Raw genomic sequence first — 22328 nt, forward strand, 5'->3', positions numbered from 1 at the left:
CCGGTCGGGGCGGGCACGGCGCAAGACACGGCGAGACCGGTGCGTGAGCGCCGGTCGGGGCGGGCACGGCGCAAGACACGGCGAGACCGGTGCAAGCCCCCGCCGGCTTCGGCGGCGGCGTCGACCGACCGCAGCGGCGTGACACAATGCAGCCCATGACAGCAGCCCAGGTCCGACAGGCACAATCGTCCCTCTCCGGTTTCCCCGAGTGGCTCCCCGCGGCCCGCATCGTCGAGACGCAGTTCATCGACACCCTGCGCCGCACCTTCGAGCTGCATGGATTCAGCGGGATCGAGACCCGCGCCGTTGAGCCGCTGTCGGAGCTGACCCGCAAGGGCGAGACCAGCAAGGAGGTCTACCTGCTCTCCCGCCTCCAGGCGGATCCCGGCGAGGCGGAGGAGACCGACCCGGCCAAGCAGCTCGGCCTCCACTTCGACCTGACCGTGCCCTTCGCCCGCTACGTGCTGGACAACGCCGGCACCCTGCACTTTCCGTTCAAGCGTTACCAGATCCAGAAGGTCTGGCGCGGCGAGCGCCCGCAGGAGGGCCGCTTCCGCGAGTTCGTCCAGGCGGACATCGACGTCGTCGGGGATGGCGCCCTGCCGCTGTACCACGACGTTGAGATGCCGCTGATCATGCACGAGGCGCTGAGCGCGCTGCCGATCCCCGCCGTCACCATCCACGTGTCCAACCGCAAGGTCGCGCAGGGCTTCTACCAGTCGGTCGGTGTCGGCGAGGATCAGCTGGCGGAGGTGCTGCGCGTGGTGGACAAGCTCGACAAGATCGGCGCCGGCCGGGTCGCCACCGAGCTGGTCGACGTCGTGGGCATCACCCCGGAGCAGGCCGACGCGGCCCTGCGGCTGGCGGAGATCACGGGCGCCGACGCCGAGCGGGTGCGTGCCGACGTGCTGGCCGCGCTCAACGGCGCCGCCCCCAGCGAGCTGCTGGTACAGGGCCTGGACGAGCTGTCCGAGCTGCTGCGCTCCGCTGCGCGCCGCCGCCCCGGCGCCATCGTCGCCGACCTCAAGATCGCCCGCGGGTTGGACTACTACACGGGCACCGTCTACGAGTCCTTCATGGCCGGTCACGAGGACCTGGGCTCGGTGTGCTCGGGCGGCCGCTACGACTCCTTGGCCTCCGACGGCAAGCGCACCTTCCCGGGCGTGGGCATCTCGATCGGCCTGTCCCGCCTGCTGGCCAGGGTGATTGGCGCCGGCATGCTGGAGGTGACTCGGGCCGTGCCCACGGCCGTGTTGGTTGCGGTCACCGACGAGGAGCACCGCGGTGTGTCCGACTCCGTCGCCGACGCGCTGCGCTCCCGTGGCATTGCCGCCGACGTGTCCCCGACGGCCGCCAAGTACGGCAAGCAGATCCGCTTCGCCGACAAGCGGGGCATTCCCTACGTGTGGTTCCCCGGCGCCGAAGGCGAGCCCGACTCGGTCAAGGACATCCGCTCCGGCGAGCAGGTGCCCGCCGACGCCGCCACCTGGTTCCCCGCCGACGAGGCCGACCTCGCACCGCGTCTGCGCCCGGTCGGTGCGGCGGCAGGCCAAGCGGGTGAGCAGGGCTGAGTCGTGAGTGCTGACGCGGGGGCCGCGCCGCCTCCTCCGTCCGGCACCGCCGGTATCGGCGGCACCGAGGCCGCCCTGAGCCGCCTGCGGGGCGACCTGTCCGGCCTCAGCCTGCCGTACGCGCTGGCGGGGGCGGACACCGCCGCCCGCACGGCCCGGATCGTGCGCGATCAGCTCGGCGACTACGTCCTGCCGCGACTGAAGGCAATGGACGCGCCCCTGCTAGCCGTGGTCGGCGGCTCCACCGGGGCCGGCAAGTCCGCCCTGGTGTCCTCGCTCGTGCGCCGACGGGTGGCCGTCTCTTCCGCTATCCGCCCGACGACGCGCCGTCCCCTGCTGCTGCACGCCACCGGCGACGACGCCTGGTTCGACGGATCCCGGGTACTCGGATCGCTCGCCCACGTGCGCGTCGCCGAGGGCGCGGAGCCGACGGCGGCGGGCCTGCATACACCGCGCGAGGTCGAGGTTCGCTCCTGTTCGACCCTGCCGGCGGGGCTTGCGCTCCTGGACGCGCCCGACGTGGACTCCGTGGTCGACGAGAACCGGGAGCTCTCCGCCACTCTCCTGGCTGCCGCCGACCTGTGGATCTTCGTTACCACCGCCTCCCGCTACGCCGACGCCGTCGTATGGGAGCACCTGCGGGCCGCCGCCGCGCGTGACGTCGTCACGGCCGTGGTCCTGGACCGCGTGCCCGTCGGCGCCGACGAGGCCGTCGGCAAGGACCTGCGCCGCCGCCTGGACGCCGCCGGCCTGTCCTCCTGCCCGGTTTTCGTAATCCCGGAGACCAGACTCGACCCGGACGGCTTCCTGCCCGACGAATATGTGGCGCCGCTGCGGCATTGGCTCGGCGCACTTGCGGTCGACGCCGCGGCGCGGCGCGACGTGGCCCAACGCACCCTGACCGGGGCACTCGGCTCCGCCCTCGCCGGAATGGACGGCGTGCTGGACGCGGTCCGCGCCCAGGAGGCCGAACGCAGCCGTCTGGCCTACGCCACCGCGACGATCCATGCGGAGGCCCTGGACCGGGTCACCCAGGCGACCGAAGACGGCTCGATGCTGCGCGGCGAGGTGCTTGCCCGCTGGCAGGAACTGGTCGGCACGGGCGAGCTCCTGCGCGGGCTCGAGTCCCAGGTCAGTCGCCTGCGCGACCGCGTTACCGCGGCGGTATTGGGGCGCCCCGCACCCGCCGAGCGCGTCGAGGAGGCCATCGAGTCCTCGCTGACAATGCTGCTCGTGAACGAGGCACAGCGCGCCCGCCTGGAGACGGAACAGACCTGGCGGCGCGCCGGCACCGCCGCCTACCCACTGTCGTGTGCCATCTCCGCGCTGCCGGCGGTGGCGGAGCGCACGCAGCGGGCCGAACAGCTGGTACGGGACTGGCAGGGCGACGTGTTGAACCTGGTCCGTGCGGAAGGAGCGGACAAGCGGCTGACCGCGCGGCTGGTGTCACTGGGAGTCAACGGTACCGGCGTGGCCCTCATGGTGGTCGTCTTCGCCCACACCGGCGGCCTGACGGGCGTGGAGGTCGGGATTGCCGGCGGCGCCGCCGTGGTCGCACAGCGACTGCTGGAGGCCGTCTTCGGCGACCAGGCCATGCGTGACCTTGCCCGCCGCTCTCGTCTAGCCCTCAACGAGCGAGTCGCGGCCTTCCTCCAAGAACAGCAGGCCGTCTTCACCCAGGCGCTGCCGGCTCCCGCACCGCGCCCCGAGCAGCTTGCGGAGCACCTGCAGGAGGTCACCGGCGCCGTCGGGAGGCTGACGGGGGAGGACGCCAAATGAGAATCCGCAAGCCCACCCCGGTCGATGCGGGAGTCGACACCCCTGAGGACCCGCTGGTCATGCTCGCCCGCCTGGTGGAGGCCGGCGACGGGCTCTTGCCCGCGGACCTCCTTGAGGCCGCTCGCGCCCTGCTTGACCGCGCCGGACAGCGCCGACTCATCGCCCCGGGGATCAGTGTGGTCGCGCTCCTGGGGGCGACGGGCTCGGGCAAGTCGAGCCTGTTCAACGCGATCTGCGGAGTCGACGCGGCACCCACCGCGGTTACCCGGCCGACGACGACCCAACCGCTGGCCGCACTGCCCGCCTCACCGGCGCCGGAGGCCGACGGCGCGGCGGGGCGGCTACTGGACTGGCTCGCGGTCGACGCACGGGTGCGGCTGCCCGAGTCCCCGTCGTGGGGCCCGGCCTCCGTCGGGGTGGGGGAGAACACCATTCTCCTGGACCTGCCGGACATCGACTCCGACGTCCGGCAGCACCGGGTGATTGCCGAGCGTCTGGCGGGACTGGTCGACGTGCTGGTGTGGGTCCTGGATCCGGAGAAGTACGCCGACGCCGTCATCCACCACGAGTTCATAGCGCCCATGGCCGCGCACGCCTCCGTATCCGTCGTGGCTCTCAATCAGGTCGACCGCCTGAACGAGGCCGAGCGGACGGCGGCCACCCACGACCTCGCCCGCCTCCTCGCCCGCGAGGGCCTGGAGGGTGTGGATGTCATCGAAGTCAGTGCCCGCAACGGGCAGGGCGTGCAGGAGTTGCGGGCCCGTATCCGTGAAGTCGCCGCCGCCGAGGACGTGAGCCGGGCGCGTCTGGCCGCCGACGCCCGGGCGCTGGCCGTTCGCATCCACAACTGGCTGGAACCCGACTCCACGGCTGCAGCGGGATCCTCCGGTGCCGGCGAGCGTGAGGCCCTCGTGGCCCTTCGGGAGGCGGCCTGCCGTGCAGTGGGCACGGACCGAGTCGCCGATGCGGTCTGCGACTCCATGCGACTGGCGGCGGCAGCCCGCGTGGGCTGGTTGCCGGCGCGCTGGCTCGCACGTCTGCGCAGAGACCCGTTGCGGGCCCTGCACCTGGGAGACGACGTCCACGCCCGCCGGACGTCGTCGGGCTCCGCGGCGCCGCCGGTTCCGCGCACCTCCCTGCCCGCACCCGACGCGGCCGCCGACGCCGCCCTGCGCGCAACCGCCCAAGGCTACATGGCAGCAATGACCGGCCGGCTTCCGACCACCGCCCAGGAGCAGGTGTGCGAGCGCCTGAGCCCGCGGGCGGAGCAGCTCTATGACCGGCTAGACGCCGCCGTCGGGCGTACGGACCTGGAGCAGAACACTCGCCCCCGCTGGTGGGCGTGCGCGAATGCGCTGCAGGTGCTGCTGGCGCTCACGGCGCTGGTTGGTGGGCTTTGGCTCCTGATCCTGCGCATCATGAACCGCTACCTGCTGTTGGCGGCCGACCCGCCCCGCTGGGGACACCTGCCCTGGCCCACCGTGCTGCTGCTCGGTGGCCTTCTGCTCGGCCTGGTACTCGGGCTGATCGGTACGGCCCTGGCGCGGGTCGGCGCCGCACGCCGGCGCGGACGCGTCAACGGGCGCCTGCGCCAAGCGGTGGCCGAGGTCTTAGCAACCACCCTGGTCGAGCCGCTGGATGTGGAGCTTGCTCGCATCGGGGAGGTCCGGGCACTGCTGGACGTCCTGTGCTCAACGCCGGGGCGCCGAGACTCCGGTTCAGGGCCCGACATCGCTGTCGGGCGCAGATGATCCAGAATCGAGCGACTCGGCCGCGCGGGCAAGCGCTTCACCGGCGCCTTCGTACAGGTTGATCACCACGTCGACGCCCGCCGCCCGCATAGAGGCGGCCTCATCGTCATAGCGGGCGATTGCCAGAACCCGGCCCTCGAAATGTGAACGGTCCAGCCAGTCCAGTACATGTACGTTGGCGCCCGGCTCGGACATGGCCAGCACCACCGTGGACACGTGCACGGCCTCCAGCCGCTCCCAGAACTGCTGGTCGGTGGCGTCCGCCTCCAGCACGTTGAAGCCCTGGCGCGTCAGTTCCTCCACCTTCGTAGCGTCGTTGTCGATGCCGAGCACGCCCGACTCGCCGTCGGCGTAAAGCCTGGTGTACGTGGAGCGTCCCGCCCGTCCCATGCCGAAGACGACGGTGCACACGCCGTCGAGCCGTAGCGGCTGCTCGTCGGGGTGCAGCGTGCTGGCCGGGCGGTGGGGGAGCAGCCCGGACAGCCAGCGCACCAGCGAGACCGGCTTGTGGTTGACCAGTGCGGACACCACGAAGGACAGTGCCAGGGCCAGGGAGACGGCGGCCGGCCATTGCGCGCCGAGTAACCCGTGGTCGGTGGCGGCGCCCACCACGATGAGCGCGAACTCGCTGTAGGCCGTAAGCGCCAGGCCGGTTAGCACCGAGGTGCGTCGCCGCATACCCAGCGCGCGCACCACCAGCGTGTAGACCAGCGAGCGCACCGGCAGCAGGAGCAGCAGGACGCCCGCGAACTCGAAGGCGGCCGTGTCGGGGACCCCGTCCAGGCCGATGGTCAGGAAGAACCCCACCAGCAGGATCTCCTTGATGGTGAACAGGGCGCTGGACAGCTCCTTCGCGGCCGGGTGTGACGCCAGCAGCGCGCCCATGATCAGCGCGCCCAGATCCCCGTCGATACCGACCAGGTCGAAGAGCAGGTAGCCGGGCAGCAGGGCCATCGACATGCCGAAGAGGGCGCGCATCTCCCGGTGATCGATGCGGTCGAGCACCTTGCCGAACAGTCGGGATGCCGGCCACAGCAACACCAGGGCGGCGGCCCAGGGACTGGGCAGCCGGCCGGAGGCGATCGTCATGTACGCCACCGCGGCAATGTCCTGGAGCACCAGCACGCCGATGGCGATCCGCCCGTACAGGGAACCGGCGTCGTCGCGGTCCTCGAGGAGTTTGACCACCACGACTGTCGAGGAGAAGGACAGGGCGAAGCCGACGGCGGCGATACCGCCCGGCGTGGTGGCGCCGAGGTTCAGGCCCAGGGCCAGCAGCGCGGCCACTACGGCCGCGCTCAGGACGGTCAGCACCGTCATGACGATGACGGCCGTGCCAGCGACCTCCTTGCGACGCAGCACGCGCAGGTCGAGCTTGAGCCCGATCGTGAACAGCAGCACCGCCACGCCGAGGTCGCCCAGGACCTCAACGAACTCCAGGTTCGGCAGCGGCGAGGAGCCCAGCACGAAGCCGGCGGCGAGGAACCCGACCAGGGGAGGCAGGCGCAGCAGGGTCGCGGCGAAGCCGAACACCACCACCGCGAGCAGATACACGGCAGGGATCATGCGTTCTCCTCCCCACGGTCGGGTTCCGGGCCGGGGGCGTCACCGCCCGTCGCGATTACCGCGGAATCCGCCCTTGCGACCGTTGTTCCAGCCGCGGTTGCCCCAGCGGCCGTTCCTGTCGTTACGACGGTCATCGCGGTCGTAGCGCCGCTTGAATCCGCCACGGTCGTAACGTCCCGAGCCGCGGTCGTTGTTCCGCCCGTGGAAGCCACCACCCGAGCGGCCGCCGCGGTCCTCGTCCCAGCCGGAGCCCGGCCCCTCGTCCACGCGGATGCGCAGCTCCCGGCCGGCGAAGGTGGCGTGCCGCATACGCTCCAACTGCTCCTCGCTCAGCGGCGTGTGAATCTCCACCAGGGAGAAGGACTGCAGGATGTCGATCTTGCCGATGTCGGAGCCGGAGATGGCGCCCTCGTTGGCCAGCGCCCCGACGATCGCGCCGGGCAGCACGCGGTCGCGGTGGCCGACCTCGATGCGGTAGACGGTGCCGGAGCCCTCGTCGTGATAGCGGCGGCCCCCGCGGCTGGCGCCGGGCTTGCCCTCGATGCGGTCCCCCCGGCGGCCACGGCGGTCGCCCTCGAAGGAGGCGGAGACGAAGGTGCCGTCGTCGTCCAGGCGCTCCTCGCGGTTCCCGCGGCGCGGGCGCTCGCCGTCGTCACGACGGCGCGGCCCCTCGTCGCCGACGGCGAGGGCCAGCAGCGTGGCGGCCAGCTCGTCGGCGTCGATTCCGAGCTCCTCGCTCTTGGCGGCCACCAGCCGGGCATACATGTCCAGGCGGCCGCGCTCGTGCCGAGCGGCGGCCCGGTCCAGCAGCTTGCCGGCCCGGTGCTCGGACACGTCCGCGGGGGAGGGCAGCGTGATCTCCTCCAGGCGCGCGCCGGTTAGGCGCTCAATTTGGCGGAGCTTGCCCTTCTCCTTGGGGGTCAGGAAGGTGACGGCCTCACCGTGGCGGCCGGCCCGGCCGGTGCGGCCGATGCGGTGCACGTAGGCCTCGGCCTCGCGGGGCACGTCGAAGTTGACGACCAGGCCGATGCGGTCCACGTCCAGTCCGCGGGCGGCGACGTCGGTGGCCACCAGCACGTCGAGGGTGCCGGTGCGCAGGCGCTCAACCAGCCGCTCGCGCTCGCGCTGGGGCACGTCGCCGGAGATGGCGGCGGCCTGAATGCCGCGGCCGGCCAGCTCGATGGCCACGTCCTCGGCGGTGGACTTGGTGCGCACGAATACGAGGGCGGCCTCGGCCTCGGTGACCGCCAGCACGCGTGCGGCCGCCCCGATCTTGTGGCGGAAGGGCACGACCGCGTAGGTCTGGTGGACGGTGTCCACGGTGGAGGCCTGGCGGGAGACCTCCACGCGCACCGGGTCGTCCAGGTGCTGGCGGGCGACCGCCTGGATGGCGGGCGGCATGGTCGCGGAGAACAGGGCGGTGCGGCGCTCGGCCGGAATGGTGGCGGCGATCGTCTCCACGTCCTCGGCGAAGCCCATGCGCAGCATCTCGTCGGCCTCGTCCAGGACGAAGTACTTCACCTCATCCAGGGTCAGAGCGCCCTTCTCGATCAGGTCGATGATGCGCCCGGGCGTGCCCACGACTACTTGGGCGCCGTCCCTGAGCGCCCCGATCTGGGGACCGTAGGGGGCGCCGCCGTAGACGGCTACCACGTCGAGCCCGCGGGAGCGGGCGGCCATGTCGGTGATCGCCTCGGCGCTCTGGAGGGCCAACTCACGGGTGGGTGCGAGCACCAGGGCCTGCACCGCCCCGTCGTGGGCGTCGACGGCGTCCAGCAGCGGCAGCCCGAAGGCGGCCGTCTTACCGGTGCCGGTCTGGGCAATACCGACGACGTCGCGGCCGGACAGCAGAACGGGGATCGCCTCGCGCTGGATGGGTGTGGGGGTGGTGTAGCCCATGTCCTTTACGGCCTTGAGCAGGTCGGCGGGCAGGCCCAGGTCGTCGAAGGTGATGTCCTCGGGTGTACGGGCAGGCTCGTCCTGCTCTTCCTCGTCCTGTGCGTCCTCGACGAAGGGGGCGTGACCGTCGATGTCCTCCTCGTCGTCGGCGACGTCGTCCCCGTCGTCGACCTCATCGGACTCGTCGATGTCGGAGTCGGGGTCCTCGGGATCGGACTCGGGCAGGTTCAGGTCGAAGTCGTCGGCTTCGTCCTCGTCCTCCAGGCCCTCGGGGTCCTCCGGTGAGTCGGAGGATGCGGGTGTGTCGAAGGATGCGGCGGACTGCGATGAGTCGGGGGTGGAGTGGGGCGCGGCTACCTGGTCGTCGGCGTCGGCGGGGGCGCTTGGAGTGGCGCCGCCGATTTCGGCACTGAACAGGTCGTCGATGCCGAGGGCGGAGCCGAGGGCGTTGTCGTCGGAGGCGCTGAAGGGCGCAGTTGCCCCAGTCGGGGTGGCTGTCATCGTCTTTTTCCCGTATCTGGTTCCGCTTGGGGAACCGGTCGCGGAGTGTGGGGGAGACCGGGCGGCCTCCGCTCTTGCCGCGCCGCACCCACCACACTCGCCCAGCACCCGCGTGGAATTGCCGGCGGGGACTTACGGGCTTCACGTACTAACTCACGGGATCACGCTCGGTGCCGCGCAATTGGGGCGGCAGAACGAGCCGCGAACGGGGCTCACAGCACGGATCACTCCTGCGCCCTAGCTTACGGACGTCTGGTAACGATTTGAGGATTCCCCGCCGCTGCGCGCATCAGGTCACACGTGACTCCGGTCTCGCCGCGTGGCGCCGTGGGGAGCCGAGGCGAATCGGAGCGACCGGGTGAATCCGCCCACGCTCCCGGCATTTCAGTATCGCGCAAGCAAATTGGGCGATACTATCGAAACGCGTTGGGGTAGCCCTCAGCACTTCTTCCGAGCTCCCGAGGGGCCTGCATGTCAGGGTTCCCAGGCTGCCCGGGGGCAAATGCGGGCTACGTCCCGTCGACGCCGTGACGGCAATTGTGCCGTCGCGGTTCCGACCAGACCAAGGCCAACAGACGAGTTCCGAATAGATGACCCATCTCCCGCGCCACACCAAGTCAGCCCGCGCGACCCACAGACCAGCGCTGCGGGTCGCGCTTACGGTGCCGGCTGCGCTCGGAATGATCCTGGCAACCTCCGTTGGCGCCGGCGCCGCGGTAGCCGTCGACCACTGGCAGCCGGCCGAGCCCCAGGACGGGCCCGCCACGGTGGCCGCGAGTGTCCCCGCCGCAATCGGCACCGAGGCCGCCGACGCGCACGGCGAAATGGCCTCCCCCACTCCCACGCCGGCGGCCTTGGCCAATCCCGCGGCGACCACGACGCCGCAGCGCGCCGCCGGAATGACCGTGACCGTGCGCAACCCCGGCGCCGGCTATGTTTCGTCCTCCAGCACCGACCGGCCGGTCCTGGTGTTCTCCGGCTGGCAGGATGCCCAGGGGCAACCGCTCGGCAGTGCTGGCAGTGTGTCGGTCCCCGTACAGGTGCGCTTGGTGAGCGCGCTCGGCTCGGCACAGTCGGCCACCATCTACCCCGTGTTCACCAATGGGCGCTCGGACTACGCCCTGCCCCTGTGGCCCTTCACCCAGGCCATGGACCCACATGTGGACACCTTCACCATGCAGTGGCGCCGGGCGGCCGATCAAGACTGGCAGAGCATTGATACCTTCACCGTGGACGTACGCCTGCCCGAGGCCGCGCCGGACTCCACCCTCGACTACTCCGACGGCACGCTAACCGGTACGGGCTGGACCTTCGGGCGCAGCACCAACATCGGCGGCGCCTTCAAGGTCGCACTGGACGTCACCGACCCCGACGGGCATACCGATTCGGTGACCGTGCTCGCCAAGTTCTTCGGCAGACAATTCACGGTCTCGGCGGCAGCCCTGGCTGCCGCGGGCGTAACTGTGGGCGACGGGTACACGATCTCCGCCACGCCCGCCGGCGGAGCCGCACCCATCGTCGCGCACGTCTCCGACTCGGGTAGCGGCGAGCCGACCACCCAGCCCACTGCAGCTCCGAGCGCAGAGCCAACCACCGCGCCCAGCGTCGAACCCACCGTTGAGCCCTCACCGGCTCCCTCCCAGGCGCCTTCGCCGCAGCCGAGTGCCTCACCCGCCGCGGAGCCGACGGCTGCGCCGAGCACCGCACCCGCCGTAGAACCAACCGCCCAGGCATCGGCCGAGCCGACCACTTCCGCTGTCCCAACTCCAGGGGCGGCGACGGTACCCACTGCGGCTGCAGTTGAGCCGACTCCGGCGGCCACACCGGCCCCCACTCCGCGGGCCTCCGCGACCGCTACCGCGGCGGAGCATCCGGGCGCCCAGGCCACGGGCACGCCTTCGAGCGCCGGCTCGGCGTCCACGGCAAATCCCGGCTCCGGGTTTGAAGTCCTGAACGAGGGCATCGACGTCGACCCGTTGATCGTGCAGGAATCCTCCGCCACCGGCGTACCGGCGCCGGGGCCGGGTGCCGCCGCCGTTGAGGCCGGCGCATCTGTTGACGCGGTGGCGGAACCCGCGGCGACCGACGCGACCGTACGACCGAGCATCGCCCCGGCCTCCCCCGTGCGGAACCCCGATGAACTGGGACCCGCCAACGCCGGCTCCCTGTCGGGCACTCGTGAAGGCACCACCATCACCCTGTTCTTCCCGTCGGCGAAGGTTGAGGAGGGCGACTGGGTGGCCGTATTCGTCTACCCCGGCGCCACCACCGCCGGGTGGGTCCAGGTTGACGCCGACAATTCCGTGTCGCTGGACATCTCCACGCTGGATCCGGGCAGTTACAAGATCGCCGTAGGCGACCGCGATTCCCAACTGCTGGGCTGGGCCCAGCTGGAAATCACCGAACCCGCAGGCGAGGAGGGCGGCGAACCCGCCGGCGTAACCCTGCTCGCGGGCGAGGACCTGACCGATCACAGTGCGCTGGGCGCCGACGGGTGGAAACTCGCCGGTGCAGCGGGACTGCTCGTGATCGGTGCGGCCTCATTCATACTGCTCGCGGTTCCCACGCTCGGCGGCGCAAAGACACGAGTCCGCGGCAGATAACATGTATGCTCGTTACAGTCGGGTAACGGGAGGAGGGACCGTGCCACGCGCATGGTTGCAGACGCTGGTGGTGCTGCTAGCCACAGCGCTCGTTCTGCTGCCCTCCGTCGGTGCACAGGCCGACACACTCACGGGCGATTCAACCACCGGTACCGCCTCCACCGTGAGTCCGTCCACCATCGCCGTCGGCGGCACCTTGAGCTACACGCTTTCGGGCTTCCCCCAGGGCGCCGAAGTCGCGATCCTCATCGACGACGCCGACCTCGGCCCGGGCGGCCAGTCCGGTGTGCTCGGCGAGTTGACCGTCGGCGAAGACGGCACCTACGCCGGCGCGGTCGAGTTGCCCGCCGATGTGGCCAAGGGCGCCCACTGGCTGCGCTTCAAAGTGACGGCGGGCAAGGATATTCCGACCAACGCCGTGCGCACCCTGGACTACACCAACAAGAGCCCCTACTTCACCGTCGCGGACGTCACCATCATCGGCGGGGGAGCCGCCACGGTGCCCTCCAAGCCAACGCCCACCGCCGTCGCCACCCCCTCGGTCGGGCCCACACCCACCGCGACCACCACCGCTCCCGCCCTCGCCGCCCACGGCGATGCGGGCGACAGCGGCGCCGCAAGGACCGGCTGGGCCTCGGTCTCACTGCCGGTGGTAACCACCGTGCTGCTCGCGCTGGCGGCGGTGCTGCTGGTATTGAGCGTGATCATGCTGATCGAGCGCCGTCGCCTGCTCGCCTACGAGCGCGAGCTCGAATACGCGGCCAGGCGCTGAATGCGCCGGGCGCCCGGCGTAGTATCGCCGCCGGCGCCCGCCCGTCTCGCGGTGCGCCCCGCCGGACGCCGGCTCAGCGTCCCCAACGGAAGGAAAACAGCACCGTGATGCGAACCCGTGATGCAGGTACCCTGCGCGCAGCCGACATCGGCGAAGTCGTCACCCTCGCCGGATGGGTGGATCGCCGCCGTGACCACGGCGGCGTCGCCTTCATTGATCTGCGTGATGCCTCCGGCATCGCCCAGGTTGTCATCCGGGAGGAGATCGCCCACGACCTGCGCGCCGAGTACGTGCTCCAGGTGACCGGTGAGGTCTCCGCACGCCCCGAGGGCAATGCCAACCCCAACCTGCCCACCGGGGAGATTGAGGTCGTCGTCTCCGACGTCGAGATCCTCAACCCCGCGGCGGCGCTGCCCTTCCAGGTCTCCGACCACGCCGAGGACTCGGGCCAGGTGGGGGAGGAGACCCGCCTGAAGTACCGCTACCTCGATCTGCGCCGCACCCCGATGCAGCACGCCATGCGGCTGCGCGCCAAGGTGTCTCAGGCCGCCCGGCGCGTGCTGGACGGCCACAACTTCGTAGAGATCGAGACGCCCACGCTGACCCGCTCCACCCCGGAGGGGGCCCGCGACTTCCTGGTGCCCGCGCGCCTGGCGCCGGGGTCCTGGTACGCCCTGCCGCAGAGCCCCCAGCTGTTCAAGCAGCTGCTCATGGTGGCCGGCATGGAGCGCTACTACCAGATCGCCCGCTGCTACCGCGATGAGGACTTCCGCGCCGACCGCCAGCCGGAGTTCACCCAGCTCGACGTCGAGATGAGCTTCGTGGACCAGGAGGACGTCATCGCCGTAGCCGAGGACATCCTGAAGGAAGTCTGGGCACTGATCGACTACGAACTGCCCACTCCGATTCCGCGCATGACCTATCACGACGCCATGGAGCGCTACGGCACCGACAAGCCGGACCTGCGCTTCGGACTCGAGCTGGTGGACCTGACCGAGTTCTTCAAGGACACCACCTTCCGGGTCTTCCAGAACCCCTACGTCGGCGCCGTGGTCATGCCTGGTGGGGCCTCGCAATCCCGTCGCACCTTCGACGCCTGGCAGGAGTGGGCCCGCCAGCGCGGAGCCCGCGGCCTGGCCTACGTCACGGTCGCCGAGGACGGCACCCTCGGCGGGCCGGTCGCCAAGAACATCACCGACGCCGAGCGTGCCGGCCTCGCGCAGGCCGCCGGGGCCAAGCCGGGCGACTGCATCTTCTTCGCCGCCGGCACCGTGGACGCCTCCCGGGCCCTGCTGGGCGCCGCGCGCCTGGAGATCGGCAAGCGCTGCGGCCTGATCGACGACGATGCCTGGTCCTTCGTGTGGGTGGTGGATGCACCCCTGTTCAAGCCGTCGGCCGAGGCCAAGGCCGAAGGCGACGTGGCCCTGGGCAAGTCCGCCTGGACGGCCGTCCACCACGCGTTCACCTCGCCCAAGCCGGAGTGCCTGGACACCTTCGACACCGACCCCGGTTCGGCGCTCGCCTACGCCTACGACATCGTGTGCAACGGCAACGAGATCGGTGGTGGCTCCATTCGTATCCACCGCCGCGATGTGCAGGAGCGCGTCTTCAAGGTAATGGGGATCGGGCCGGAGGAGGCGCAGGAGAAGTTCGGCTTCCTGCTGGACGCCTTCAAGTTCGGCGCCCCGCCGCATGGCGGCATCGCCTTCGGCTGGGACCGCATCGTGTCCCTGCTGACCCACGCGGACTCCATCCGCGACGTGATCGCCTTCCCGAAGTCCGGCGGCGGCTACGACCCGCTCACCGATGCGCCCGCGCCGATCACGCCCGAGCAGCGCAAGGAGGCCGGCGTCGACGCCGTCCCCGAGCAGGAGGACTGACCGGAGCGGCCGCGGGCCGGTATTCGAGTGAGACGGCGGGCGGGGCCTATTGGTCCCGCCCGCCGCTTACCGTTTGGACTATGCCCGCCGGCCGGTCAGCAGTCCCCAGACGATGACGACGCCGCTGGCGACCAGTTGCACGCCCAGTAGCCGCGGCGTCGCCGGCACTCCCAGGGCCAGCAGTGCGGTCGGCAGCCCGGCGATGGCGGCGGCGTCCGGGCCGGATACCAGCATCTCCACCGCACCCGGCGGCAGGGAGCCGACCGGGGAGGCGACCAGCCCCAGTGAGAAGTCCGGGGTGGGCCGGAACCCGGAGCGCAGCGCCGCCCCGCCCCACCCACAGCCTGCCGCCACCACCAGGCCCACGGCCGCCCACGCCTGCCCGGCCGAATCCGGAGCTCGTCCGGAGGTGAACAGCTGCGCGGCAACCACCGCGGCGGTCCAGGCGATCATGATCGCGGCCGGCAGCAGCAGGTGCCCGCACCGCACCCGGACCGGCCCTGCCGGCCAGGAGGCGTCCGCCCCGCCGTCGAACCAAGCGCGCCGAGCGGGCTCTGCGAGCGCCAAGACTGCGAGCCAACCGCCGACCAGGTGAAACACGACGGCGCCGATCGCACCCACGCCGCTGGAGAACAGGGGGAACACCGCGACGATCCCGCCCGCCAGCAGCTGCAGGGCCCGCCGCGGCTGACGCCACAGCAGGAGGCAGTCCGCCTGAGCCACCCCCAGCAGCGGGCGCAGTCCCGGAGGCAGTCGGAGGGCGAGGCGGGCGAGCGGCAGAGGGGAGGAGACCGCTGGACGTCGCACCGGGGCCGACAGCAGGCGTCCCAGCGCGCGAGTGTCCAGAGACAGCAGGGATACCTGTACCCCCAGATTGCGGGCGGCCACCTCCAGCAGATGCGCATCCGGGATGTCGACCAGGCGAACGCGCAATCTCCACCACCAGAGCGCAGTCGCCAGGCCCGCCACGAGTCCGAGGGACACGAGCAGGCCTCCGGCCACCCGGCTGGGCGAGGGGGCCCCGAACGCTCCGGCACTCAGCGCGATCACCGACGCGCCCAGAGGCGTCGCCCTGACCGCGGGGAGGCCGGCGTCAACCACCTGGGCGTGCACCAGCGCCACGAGCAGCAGCGCCCCGGCGGCGCCCCCGAACAGGACCATCCCGGTCGCCGCTGTCGCGCCGGCGCCCGCCATCACCGCCAGCAGGAGCCCGGCGCCACCACCGGCCGCGACCGCCACCGCCGCCTCCGCCCACGCCACCGGTTCCAGCAGGCCGGACCGGTCTCCGGGCATGTTCAGCCACCAAGCCGCCTCATAGGGGCGCAGAAACAGTGGTCCCAGTCGCCGCAGCGGCTCAACGACCAGCCCCGCCAACAGGAGCAACAGCACCAGCACCGCCCACGTCGGATCCATGCCGACGGTCCCGCTAATCGGCGTCGTCGTCCCGGTTCCGAGTCGTCCAAGGTAGGGCGCCGCCAGGGCGGCCAGGATTGCGGCCGCCAGGACGGCGTCATAGATGTCGCCAAGCAGTGCCCAGGGGCTGCGGGTGCGGGCGGTATGCGCACGCACCCAGCGACGCAGCTCCCTCCCCGGAGGCGGTTTGGAGGCGTGGCGATCGGGCGGGCTCACAGTGTGCCCTCGGTGATGGCGCGCACCCCGTCGGAAACGCTGAGCAGGCGGGTGCCTGTACCCACCAGCAGCACCCCGGTTGCAGCCGTGCGCACGAACTCGGCGTCGTGGCAGGCGAGCAGTACCCCGATTCCCGCTTCACGTTCGGCCACCACGCGGCGGGCGAGGGCCCGGCGGGTGACGTGGTCCAGGCGCTGCTCCGGCTCGTCCAGTACCAGCAGACGGCGCGGCCGGGCCAGCACCGCGGCCAGGGCCAAGCGGCGCCGCTGCCCCGAGGACAGCTCATCGGGCAGAGCATCCGCCAGTTCCGCCAGGTCGAACTCATCCAGGAGTTCGGCGGCGGTGCGCTCCGCTGCGGGGGTGGAGTGCCCGTAACAGACCAGGGCGAGATGCTCGGCCACGGTCAGGGTGGGAAAGAAGGACTCCTCGCCCAGGTCGCGGGCCACGGCCCGGCGCTGTCCGGCCGAGCGCGGGTCGGGGACGCGCCCCAGCAGTGTGACCTCGCCGTCGACGGGTGGCAGCAGGCCGAGACAGGTGCGCAGCAGGGTGGACTTGCCGGCGCCATTGACACCGACCAGCGCCAGGACCTCACCGGGGCGGAGGGTGAAGGTCGCCGGAGCGCACACCGCGTGTTCGCCATATCCGACGCTCAGGTCACGGGCGGCAACCAACGCCTGGCCGCTCACGGCGGGTGCGGGTGTCCTGGGCATCGTGGTCCTCCTCGACCCTAGCGGTTGCCCTCGATGCTACCGGCCCTACGCCGGGTCGTAGAAGAGGGCCGACCCCCTTGCCGGTGCAAAACGCACCCCAAGGTCGTAAAACGCGCGGTTGGCAGCGGTCCGGCCATTCGCGCTGGCGGTCGGGAGGTGCGCCGCCGCGCAGGTCAAAAAAGTACCGGCGCTCGGCATCGGCGCCGGAAGACCGCCGTGCGCGCCCGGGGCGATGCTTTAGCCAGCAACCGCGGAATGAGCCGCGGCACCAACACGACGGAGTGGAACCCATGCGCCTTGCACCCCCGAAGATCCTGATCCCCGGGCTCATCGCCATCGCCATCTTCATGACCGGCGACGGCTTCGAGCTGACCTTCTTATCCAAGTACCTTGTCTCCCTCGGCTTCGCCGCGACCCAGGCGTCAACGGTCATCACCGCCTACGGCCTGATGGCCGCCCTGTCCGGTTGGGCCTCCGGCGTACTGGCCGAGACCTTCGGGGTCCGCCGGATCATGCTCATCGGGGCCGGGCTGTGGGTCTTCCTGCACCTGTTGTTCGTCGGCGCGGCGATCCCCTCGGGCATCTACCCGCTGATCCTGGTGATCTACGCCTGCCGCGGACTGGCCTACCCCCTGTTCATCTACTCCTTCGTCGTGTACATCACCCAGAAGGTGGCGCCGGCGTCCCGCGCCTCCGCCATGGGCTGGTTCTGGACCGCCTACTCCATCGGCGTCGGCTGCCTCGGCTCCTGGATCCCGGCCCGGACCATCAACTTCATCGGCGAGCGGGGCACGCTCTGGTTCTCCCTGGCCTGGACCATCACCGGTGGCCTGCTCTGCCTGCTGTTTGTGGGCCGCGGCGAACCTCAACCCAAGCGCGGTGACCTGGGTGACACGCTGCGACAGCTGTCGGTGGGCGTCACCATCCTCGGCACCAACCGGGAGGTGGCCCTCACGGCGATCGTCCGCGTCATCTGCAACCTCAGTCTCTACGGCTTCCCGGTCATCATGCCCCTGTACCTGACCACGGCCGGTTACGGCGAGGAGTGGTTCACCATGCCGCAGTGGATGACCATCTGGGGCATCCAGTTCGCCGTCACCGTCTTCGGCAACCTCTTCTGGGGCTGGATCGGCGACCGCTACGGGTGGATGCGGCAGATGCGCTGGTACGGGTGCTGGTTCTGCGCCGCCGCCACCCTCGGCTTCTACTACGTGCCCCAGTTCCTGGGCGGCAACATGATCGCCCTCGGCGCGGCCGCCGTCCTTCTGGGCATGGGCGTGACCGCCTTCGTCCCCATGGCCGCCGTATTCCCCGCCCTGGCCCCCGAACACCGCGGGGCGGCCATCTCCGCCAACAACCTCGCCTCCGGCCTGACCACCTTCGTCGGCCCCGGGCTGGTCACCCTGCTGCTGCCGCACATCGGCGTCGCCGGAGTGTGCTGGACCTACACCGCCCTGTACCTGCTGGGCTCCCTCATCACCGTCTTCATCCACCCCGACCAGCCCGGCTTCGACCGCAATGGGCGGCGCCTGCCGGAGACCGCCGACCGACCCGTCGCGGAGGTGGCCGCCTGAACCCACCGAATCGCCGACCATCCTTCAACCCGCTCAGCACCACCAAGCCACCGCAACCAACCCACGAGGAGAAGAAACCATGAAGGCTGTAGTCCTAGAGAAGCGTAATGAGATCAACGTCCGCGAGGTCCCCGGAGACCTCGTCTGCGGCCCCGGCCAGCTGCGCATCGCCCCGCACACCGTCGGCATCTGCGGCTCGGACGTCCACTACTACACGCACGGCCGCATCGGCCGCTACGTCGTCGAGGCGCCGATGATCCTCGGCCACGAGGCCTCCGGCACCGTGCTGGAGGTGGGCGAGGGCGTCACCGACTTCGCCGTCGGCGACCGCGTGGCCATGGAACCGGGCGTACCGGACATGAGCTCGCGCGCCTCCCGCATGGGCATGTACAACGTCGACCCCGCCGTCTCCTTCTGGGCCACCCCGCCGGTGGACGGCTGCCTGGTCGAGGAGGTCATTCACCCGGCGGCCTTCACCTACCACCTGCCCGACAACGTCTCCTTCGGTGAGGGCGCCCTGCTCGAGCCGCTAGCGGTCGGCATGCACGCGGCCACCAAGGCCGCCATCCACCCCGGTGACGTCGCCGTCGTCTCCGGCTGCGGCACGGTCGGCATGCTCACCGCCGCCGCCGCGCTCGCCGGCGGCGCCTCCACCGCCATCGTCTCCGACGTCTCCCCGGTCAAGCTGGAGATCGCCTCCCAGATCCCCGGCGTGGTCACCGTGGACCTGCGCGAGCAGCGCCTGCTCGACGTCGTGAACGAGCGCACCGCCGGCTGGGGCGCAGACGTGGTCTTCGAGGCCTCCGGCCACCCGTCCGCGTACGAGGACCTGTGGAAGCTGGGCGCCCCCGGCAACCGCACCGTCCTGGTGGGCATCCCCGTGGACCCGGTCGCCGTCGATGTCACCGAGGTGCAGGCCCGCGAGACCCGCATCGAGACCGTCTTCCGCTACGCCAACGTCTACCAGCGCGCCATCGACCTGGTGGCCGCAGGCAAGATCAACCTCAAGCCCTTCATCACTGAAACCTTCCCGATGGACCGCGCTAAGGAGGTCTTCGACCGGGTGGCCGAGGGGCGCCCCGGCGACGTCAAACTCCAGATCACGGTGGGCTGACCCGAGGCCGCAGCCGTGCAAAGGGCCAACCACCGCAACCGGCGACGGGCCGGTGGGCAGGGCGCGCACAATGAGCGCATGTCCTGTCCACCGGCCCGCCCCGGCATACCCCCAGGCGCCTCCGCCCCGGGCGTCGAACCCGCGCCGGGGACGAAGTCCGACGTCGGCGACCTGGAAGTCATCGTTCCCGACGTTGGCACCTCGGTGCGCTGGTGGAGACACGGTTACCCCGACCCACTTGCCCGCTGGCACCACCACCCCGAGATCGAGTTCCACCTGATCCGCTCCGGCTCCGGGCAGATGCTCGCGGGCGACCGCACCATCGACTTCGAAGCAGGACAGGTCACCCTGATGGGACCGCACCTGCCGCACAACTGGCTTTCGGACCTCGGCCCCGGCGAACGCCTGCCCGACCGCGACGTACTGTGCCAGGTGCTGCCCGCGCGCTTCGAGGCGGCTTCCGGGCAGCTGCCCGAACTGACGGCCATGGGGGCGCTGGTCGACCGCGCGCGCCGGGGCATCATGCTGGCGGGGGACAGCCGTGAGCGGGCGGCCACGATTCTGGAGAGCATGGGCGGGCAGGACCCGCTGGGGCGGCTGGCGGCGCTGCTGGAACTGGCCCGCGTCTTCCTCGCCGCCCCCGGCGCGGAGGCGCACCCGATCGCCAGCGCCGGCTACGTGCCCGCCCTCGACGACGCCACCGCCTCCCGGATCAACGCCGTCCTGGACTATGTGGAGACCCACCTGGCGGAGGAGATCTCCATGACCCGGGCCGCGGAACTGGTGGCGCTCAGCCCATCGGCGTTCTCCCGGTTCTTCCACGCCACCGCCGGGATCACCTTCTCCGAACTGGTACGGCGGCGTCGAGTCGCGCGGGCCTGCCACCTGCTGCGCACAACCGACCTGCCGGTGGCCCGGGTATGCGCACTGAGCGGGTACACCAACCTCTCGAACTTCAACCGCCGGTTTCGGGAAGAGACCGGCACCACGCCCAGCGCCTACCGCCGCCGCGACTGAGCGCGCCGGCCGACGGCTCAGCCCGCCGTGTGGCGCACGACAACACGGGGTGATCGGTGCAACAATATGCTCCATGTCCCGCTACATTGAGCTGCACCCCGTCAACCCCCAGGCACGACTGGTCACCAAGATCGTCGACAGACTCCGGAACGGTGAGCTCATCGCCTATCCCACGGACTCCGGCTACGCGCTCGCCTGCGCCCCCGGCAACAAGGAGGGGTTGGAGCGCATCCGCACGATTCGGCAGCTGGACTCCAAGCACAACTTCACCTTCGTGTGCGCCAACTTCGCCCAGGTCGGCCCGCTCGCGATCGTCGGCAACAACGCCTTCCGGCTGATCAAGCGTCTCACGCCCGGGCCGTGGACCTTCATCCTCAAGGGCACCAAGGAGGTGCCGCGGATGACCTTGAACCCCAAGAAGCACACCCTGGGCGTGCGCATTCCCGACCACGTCATCGCGCAGGCGCTGGTGAAGGAGTTCGGTGCCCCGATCCTGTCCTCCACCCTCATTCGTCCCGGGCAAACCACGCCGGAGTCCAATGGTTGGGAGATCGAGGATGCACTCGGCCACCTGATCGACGTCGTCATCGAGGGGCCGGTCACCTCCACCGAGCCGACCACCGTCATCGACCTGACCGAGGACGTGCCGGAGGTTGCCCGCGAGGGTGCCGGCGACATCAGCCTGCTATAGGCGTGCCTCCTGTAGCCCGCGCTACGATCCGCGGCTACTCGGTGGCGGCCGCAGTCGCCTCAGGCTCGGTCGGCCCCGGTGACTCGGGGCCCGACGGCGCTGGCTCACCGGTGAGTACGCCGACCTGCGCGTAGCGGTCGTGAAGGCGCTGCAGCGGCGTCGGCGCCCACCAGTTCCAACGCCCCAGCAGAGTCATGGTGGCCGGCACCAGCAGCATGCGCACCACGGTCGCGTCCAGGGCGACCACGATTGCCAGCGCCAGCCCGACCTCCTTGACGATCAGCAGCTCGCCGCTGACGAAGCCGAGGAACACCACCACCATGATCAGGGCGGCGAAGGTGACGATGCGGCCCGAGCGCTGCAGACCCTTGGCGACGGCCGTGTCATTGTCCGCGCCGGCGTCCCAGTACTCCTTGATCCGCCCCAGCAGGAAGACCTCGTAGTCCATGGCCAGTCCGAAGCCGACACCCACGGCCGTGACCACCACGTAGGCCTCCACCCCGCCGATGGGGGCGAAGCCGAGCAACCCGGTCAGGTGTCCTTCTTGGAACACCCAGGTCAGCGCGCCCACGGAGGCGGCCAGGGACAGCAGGTTGATCAGCAGCGCCTTGAGCGGAACCAGCAGGGAACCGGTCATGAGGAACAGCAGCACGAAGGTCGCCAGCACAATGAACGTGCCCACCCACGGCAGGGACGCCAGCAGTGACTGACGGAAGTCCAGCTGGCTGGCCGCCTGCCCGGTGGTCCAGGTGTCGGCGGGCGCAGGCAGCGCGCGTATCGAGGCGACCGCATCCTCGGCGGCGCGGGAGGTCGGATCACCGGAGAGCTCCAGATAGACCACCGTGTAGTCGCCGGCGGTGGCGACCCGCAGTACTTCCTGGACGCCGTCGACGGCAGCGACCTGCTCGTTGATGAAGTCGGTGACCCGCTCACCGGTGGCGGCGATGACCATGGTGGCGTCCTGCTGGGTGACGGCGGAGTAGTTCTCCTCCAGCACCGTCAGGTAGGTGCGTTGGGCGGAATCGGCAGGCAGCAGCTCGGTGGTGGAGGAGAGCAGGTGCAGGTTGCGGGCCGGGGAGGCCAGCACCACCAGCGCCACCACGCAGGCCACCAGCACCACCCAGGCCATGCGCTGCACCTGCCGGGCGATCCACCGGAACACTCCGCGCTCACTGGTCACGTCCCCCAGGTGTCGCTGCATGGCGCCGAGGACGGGAATGCGCTGCAGCAACGGCGGCCGAGCGCATCGCCCAGGCGCTTGCAGACCGTCC

Annotated in this window: 15 protein-coding genes; 10 read left to right on the forward strand and 5 right to left on the reverse strand. The window is 70.8% G+C overall.

Features of this window, described 5'->3' with window-relative positions; genetic code table 11:
• Nucleotides 1-146 precede the first annotated feature (146 nt).
• Genes hisS through BN1056_RS12375 form a run of 3 tightly spaced genes read left to right on the forward strand, consistent with a single transcriptional unit; the run spans nucleotide 147 to nucleotide 5101 of the window.
• Nucleotides 147-1571, forward strand: a complete 1425-nt coding sequence (gene hisS, locus BN1056_RS12365) for a histidine--tRNA ligase (protein WP_210581639.1) — start codon at nucleotides 147-149, stop codon at nucleotides 1569-1571.
• Between the two features lie 3 nt (nucleotides 1572-1574).
• Nucleotides 1575-3350, forward strand: coding sequence for a dynamin family protein (locus tag BN1056_RS12370; protein WP_425306131.1), 1776 nt, complete (start codon nucleotides 1575-1577; stop codon nucleotides 3348-3350).
• Nucleotides 3347-5101: a GTPase gene (locus BN1056_RS12375; protein ID WP_210581641.1), complete on the forward strand. Its 1755-nt coding sequence runs from the start codon at nucleotides 3347-3349 to the stop codon at nucleotides 5099-5101. Before BN1056_RS12370 ends, BN1056_RS12375 begins: the two co-directional genes overlap by 4 nt.
• On the opposite strand, the gene BN1056_RS12380 is transcribed toward BN1056_RS12375, so the two are convergent.
• Together BN1056_RS12380 and BN1056_RS12385 are read right to left on the reverse strand one after the other, a co-directional pair.
• Nucleotides 5069-6667, reverse strand: coding sequence for a cation:proton antiporter family protein (locus tag BN1056_RS12380; RefSeq protein ID WP_210581643.1), 1599 nt, complete (start codon nucleotides 6665-6667; stop codon nucleotides 5069-5071). The two genes, BN1056_RS12375 and BN1056_RS12380, sit on opposite strands and share 33 nt — an antisense overlap.
• A 39-nt stretch (nucleotides 6668-6706) precedes the next feature.
• Entirely contained in the window at nucleotides 6707-9067 is a 2361-nt protein-coding gene (locus BN1056_RS12385) for a DEAD/DEAH box helicase (protein ID WP_210581646.1), read from the reverse strand.
• A gap of 680 nt (nucleotides 9068-9747) precedes the next feature.
• Between BN1056_RS12385 and BN1056_RS14845 the strand changes: the two genes are divergently transcribed.
• The 3 genes from BN1056_RS14845 (at nucleotide 9748) to aspS (ending at nucleotide 14322) form a co-directional block, all read left to right on the forward strand.
• On the forward strand, nucleotides 9748-11670 hold the full coding sequence (locus BN1056_RS14845; RefSeq protein WP_244671698.1) for a hypothetical protein: 1923 nt from the start codon (nucleotides 9748-9750) through the stop codon (nucleotides 11668-11670).
• 40 nt (nucleotides 11671-11710) lie between these two features.
• Nucleotides 11711-12442, forward strand: a complete 732-nt coding sequence (locus tag BN1056_RS12395; protein WP_210581648.1) for a hypothetical protein — start codon at nucleotides 11711-11713, stop codon at nucleotides 12440-12442.
• A gap of 104 nt (nucleotides 12443-12546) precedes the next feature.
• Nucleotides 12547-14322: an aspartate--tRNA ligase gene (gene aspS, locus BN1056_RS12400; RefSeq protein ID WP_210581650.1), complete on the forward strand. Its 1776-nt coding sequence runs from the start codon at nucleotides 12547-12549 to the stop codon at nucleotides 14320-14322.
• A gap of 78 nt (nucleotides 14323-14400) precedes the next feature.
• On the opposite strand, the gene BN1056_RS12405 is transcribed toward aspS, so the two are convergent.
• Complete coding sequence (locus tag BN1056_RS12405; protein WP_210581652.1) at nucleotides 14401-15891, reverse strand: DUF6297 family protein; 1491 nt, start codon at nucleotides 15889-15891, stop codon at nucleotides 14401-14403.
• A gap of 56 nt (nucleotides 15892-15947) precedes the next feature.
• On the reverse strand, nucleotides 15948-16661 hold the full coding sequence (locus BN1056_RS12410; RefSeq protein WP_210581654.1) for an ABC transporter ATP-binding protein: 714 nt from the start codon (nucleotides 16659-16661) through the stop codon (nucleotides 15948-15950).
• Between the two features lie 290 nt (nucleotides 16662-16951).
• Between BN1056_RS12410 and BN1056_RS12415 the strand changes: the two genes are divergently transcribed.
• The 4 genes from BN1056_RS12415 to BN1056_RS12430 all read left to right on the forward strand — a co-directional run bounded on the left by BN1056_RS12415 (nucleotide 16952) and on the right by BN1056_RS12430 (nucleotide 21057).
• Nucleotides 16952-18235 carry an MFS transporter gene (locus tag BN1056_RS12415; protein WP_210581656.1) on the forward strand — a complete coding sequence of 428 codons (1284 nt, stop codon included), beginning with the start codon at nucleotides 16952-16954 and terminating at the stop codon, nucleotides 18233-18235.
• A 79-nt stretch (nucleotides 18236-18314) separates the two neighbouring features.
• Entirely contained in the window at nucleotides 18315-19349 is a 1035-nt protein-coding gene (locus BN1056_RS12420) for an NAD(P)-dependent alcohol dehydrogenase (protein ID WP_210581658.1), read from the forward strand.
• A 78-nt stretch (nucleotides 19350-19427) separates the two neighbouring features.
• Nucleotides 19428-20366 (forward strand): helix-turn-helix domain-containing protein, encoded by a 939-nt coding sequence (locus tag BN1056_RS12425; RefSeq protein WP_210581660.1) that lies wholly within the window; start codon nucleotides 19428-19430, stop codon nucleotides 20364-20366.
• Between the two features lie 73 nt (nucleotides 20367-20439).
• Complete coding sequence (locus tag BN1056_RS12430; protein ID WP_073331959.1) at nucleotides 20440-21057, forward strand: L-threonylcarbamoyladenylate synthase; 618 nt, start codon at nucleotides 20440-20442, stop codon at nucleotides 21055-21057.
• Between the two features lie 34 nt (nucleotides 21058-21091).
• Here the strand turns inward: BN1056_RS12430 and BN1056_RS14850 are convergent.
• A partial coding sequence (locus tag BN1056_RS14850) for an MMPL family transporter (protein ID WP_244671699.1) occupies nucleotides 21092-22328 on the reverse strand: 1237 nt, incomplete at its 5' end.

Source organism: Actinomyces succiniciruminis, from assembly GCF_900002405.1.
Lineage (GTDB): Bacteria > Actinomycetota > Actinomycetes > Actinomycetales > Actinomycetaceae > Actinomyces > Actinomyces succiniciruminis.